General features: G+C 74.4%; 1 protein-coding gene and 2 pseudogenes. All 3 read right to left on the reverse strand.

Going from position 1 to position 3,744, the window contains the following annotated elements; translation table 11 throughout:
- Positions 1–972 (reverse strand): annotated as a pseudogene (locus tag B9S61_RS27075) (nitroreductase); the annotation flags it as partial.
- Positions 973–1,073: 101 nt separating this feature from the next.
- Positions 1,074–3,026: a TOMM precursor leader peptide-binding protein gene (locus tag B9S61_RS27080; protein ID WP_103544587.1), complete on the reverse strand. Its 1,953-nt coding sequence runs from the start codon at positions 3,024–3,026 to the stop codon at positions 1,074–1,076.
- Positions 3,016–3,744: pseudogene (locus B9S61_RS41095) on the reverse strand (hypothetical protein); the annotation flags it as partial. The pseudogene B9S61_RS41095 and the gene B9S61_RS27080, both read right to left, overlap by 11 nt.

Genomic DNA, 3,744 nt, shown 5'->3' on the forward strand with positions numbered 1-3,744 from the left:
GTCGTCGGGCGGGGGGAGCTGTTCGCTCATGACGGACTCCTGACTGCGGGCGGTCAGGGCGGTGAAGTCCAGCAGCGTCCGGGAGCGTTCGCGGTCGCGGTGCCGTACGGAGGGCCGGTGGCGGGGGTCGGTGCGCGGGCCGTTCCGGCGGGGCGCCGGTCCGTCCCACCGGAGCGGTACGACGGCGAACACGGTCTCCTCCTCGCCCGTCACGCCGAGAATCCGGTTCAGCCCGGGTTCGTCGAACCACAGCATCGGAGCGACCCGCAGTCCCCGGGCCGCCGCCCAGACGCGCCACGTCTGCACCAGGGTGCCGAGGTCGGTGCAGACCACGTGGAACGAGAAGCTGTTGTACTTGAAGGAGTTCTGCCAGTACTTGACGCCGAGGATCAGATACTGGTCGGTGTCCAGCGCCTCGTCCGGCGCGTCCGGGCCCAGCGCCTCGCGGACCCTGCCGGTGACGTCCCCGGCCAGCAGCCGGGTCATCGCGTGCCGGTGGACGTCGTAGTGGTGGAGGCCGGGAAGGACGGGCGCCGCCGGGCCGGACGCCCAGTGGATGGTCATCGGGTAGAGCCCGCCGCCGCCCGCGGTGCCCCGCGACCAGTTGGCGTGGGTGTAGAACGGCAGTCCGGGCAGATCCGAGTTGGCCTGGACGCCGAGCCGGCGCCCGGTCAGTCCGTAGGAGTCCTTCAGCATCGCCGAGAGTAACGGGAGAGTGAACCCGGCCGGGCCGGCGTCGCCGTGGGTCAGGCCGTCGGTGCCCTCCCCGGGACCACCGGCACCGGTCAACAGGCCCGGCGCCACGGGTACATCGGGAAGTTCCTCGGTGCCGGGCAGCGCGAACGCCTCGGCGTGCGGGTAGTACTTGCCCTTGCGGGGGCCGTCGGCCCAGTTCACGACATGGTCGGTGGGCTCCATCGGAACGCGGCCCCGGTGCAGGACGGCGTGCGCGTACTCATGGGCGTACCCCATGGGACTCCCCCTCTCCTCGCTGATCCTTCGGCGTTCTCGCGTTCGGTGTTCTCCGGTGCTTCCGCGTTCTTCGTGCTCTCGCGCCGGGGACGGACGGCCGGTCATGGGAACGGGTGCGGGCCGGGGTTGAGACCGGCCTCGGTCAGGTCGTCGGAACGCAGTCCCGCCTCGCGCAGGGCGCCGCGCAGCCGGGGCATGTGCCGGGCGCGCTGGCGGGTCCAGCCGAAGTCGAGCGGCAGCAGGCCGGGCACCAGCACCTTCACGGTGTGCAGGCCGAGCGCGTGCTGCTCCGGCGCGGTCTGGTCGACGACGACCACGTCGAATCCCGCGGAGATCACGGCACCGGCCGCGGCGCGCAGGTCGTCACGGATGTCCGGGCCCGAGCCGTCGGCGCGGGGCCAGCGCAAAGCGGACACGTCCAGCGGTGGGGGCGGGGCGGGCCGGCGGAGCAGGAAGTCGGCGTGCCGGCCCATCTCGGGCACCGCGTAGACCAGCGGGTGGTCGTGCAGGCTGGTGATCTTCCCGAAGTCCTCGGCCATGGCCCGGTATCCGGCCTCGTCGCGCCGGAACCGCGGCAGCAGCTGCACCGAGTCGGTGGCGATCTCGCACAGCGCCGCGGCGAGCGCCGCCTCGGGGTCGAGGGCGGCGCCGGCTCCGAAGCACATCCGGGCGGGCCCGCCGTCGAACCGCTCGGCGACCGCGGTGACCACGGGAACGGGGAAGGTGATCCGGGTGTCGAAGAACCTGGCCCGGTACCCGTACAGGGCCATCCGCTCCACCATGACCATGGTGCGCGGGTCGGTGCTGGTCGCCGGGTCGATCTCGGGCAGCGGCTGCATCCCGTGCCAGGCGAGCAGGAACGCGTCCCGTTCCACCGCTTCCATCAGCCCGCCGAGCACCGCCTCCGCCAGACTGCCGCCGGAGGCGCAGCCGTTGGAGCTCTCCTGTACGAACCGGTGCTCGATGCCGGGCTTGTGGTAGTAGGCGAGGATCTCCGGCACCGGACGGGGGCGGGCGTCCCGCAGCGACCAGCCCCACACCCAGGGGATCGGACGGTCCGGAGCGAACGGTGGCACCCAGGGACTGGCCCGGTGGAAGTCGTCGGTGTAGAGGCCGGTCTCGCGCGGGTCGACCGCGTCCGGCCCGAGGTCGTCCAGGGACGCGGTCAGGGTGACGGAGCGGCCCCTGGCGCGCATACCCGCGAAGCGCTCCAGCCCTTCCAGCAGGCCGATGCGGGTGCTGGCGTGGTAGGTGTCGGCGTGACCGCCCCAGAACGTCTCCCGCAGGTAGTCGCCGGACCGGCTGGAGAAGCAGCCCACCGTGGCCGAGGTGGTCGGCGAGGTCACGTCGCACACCACCGAGGGCCCGACGGCGCCCCAGTGCGGGTTGGCGAACGCGTCCACCTGGAGGCCGTACGCGTCCACCGGCCGGACCCTGCTGACCCCCGGCCGGTACTTCGGCGCGGGCCGCAGCTCCAGCGCGGCCGACCCGGCGGTCACCGGCCGGGGAGTGCCGCAGCCGGGGCAGTCGGGCTCCGGCACCAGCGGGAATCGGCGCACGGTCAGCCGGTCGAGGTCCACCAGCCACACGTCCGGGAACGGCCCCTCCTCCGGGGGCGCGGCGGCCAGACGGGCGATCAGCGCGGCGACGGCCTGCGCCGCGAACGGCACCCGGTACGGCCAGGGCCCCGACTCCCGGGTGCCGCCGCGCAGTTCGAGGCCCTCCCGCAGCGCGACCGACCGCACGCCCTGCCACCGGCGCCGCAGACAGCAGGCACAGCCGGCCCGCCCGGCCACCGGCCGGGGCCCGACGGCCACCTGACGGCCGTACAGGTGCACGGGCAGCGCGAACCGTGACGTGTCGTCGGCGGGGGCGGGCTCGGTGAAGGCGTCCCGCACCCCGAGGGCGGAGACCGTGATGCCGGAGACCCGCCGGCCCGGTTCGTACGGCAGCTCGGTCAGGGCGCGGCGGAGATCCTCGGCGAAGAGGCGGCACGCCTCGCTCCGTGGTTCCGCGGCCGTGCGGGCACCGACCGCGGCCACGTCAACGGCCATGGCCCACCGCCTCGGTGAGCAGAACCCGCACGGTGTGGAGCCCGGCGGCGGGCAGGTCCTGCGCGTGGGTGGGCACCACGAACGCCTCCCGCCCGGCGGCGGCCAGCCGCTCCAGCACGTCGGCCCACGTCACCCGGTCCGCCTGCGCCCCGGTGCCGCCGAGGGTGGCCGGTGCGGCGTCGGGGGTGGTGGTGCTGTCGGGAGTGTCTGGTGCGGCGTCCGGACTCGTGATGCCGTCGGGCGTGGCGGCTGGTGTGGCGGCCGGGTCCGAGGCGCCGGCTGGTGTGGTGGCCGTGTTCGTGGCGCCGGCTGGTGTGGTGGCCGTGTTCGTGGCGCCGGCTGGTGTGGTGGCCGTGTTCGTGGCGCCGGCTGGTGTGGTGGCCGTGTTCGTGGCGCCGGCTGGTGTGGTGGCCGTGTTCGTGGCGCCGGCTGGTGTGGTGGCCGTGTTCGTGGCGCCGGCTGGTGTGGTGGCCGTGTTCGTGGCGCCGGCTGGTGTGGTGGCCGTGTTCGTGGCGCCGTCAGGCGCGGTGGCCGGTGCGGCGTCGGGGGTGGTGGTGCTGTCGGGAGTGGCTGATGCGGCGTCCGGACTCGTCGTGCCGTCGGCTGCCGTGACCGGTATCAGCGTCGCGTCCAGGTCCGCCAGCAGCGGGTCTCCCGTGTCGGGGGCGCCCAGTACGCCGTCCCCGGCGAGCTGGGCCGCGCCGAGCAGGTCGCGCAG

This window comes from Streptomyces sp. SM1, from assembly GCF_002910825.1.
Lineage (GTDB): Bacteria > Actinomycetota > Actinomycetes > Streptomycetales > Streptomycetaceae > Streptomyces > Streptomyces okerensis.

Coding starts and splice junctions, on each gene's coding strand:
- B9S61_RS27080 (WP_103544587.1), bottom strand. CDS start 3,026: ATGGCCGTTGACGTGGCCGCGGTCGGTGCCCGCACGGCCGCGGAACCA.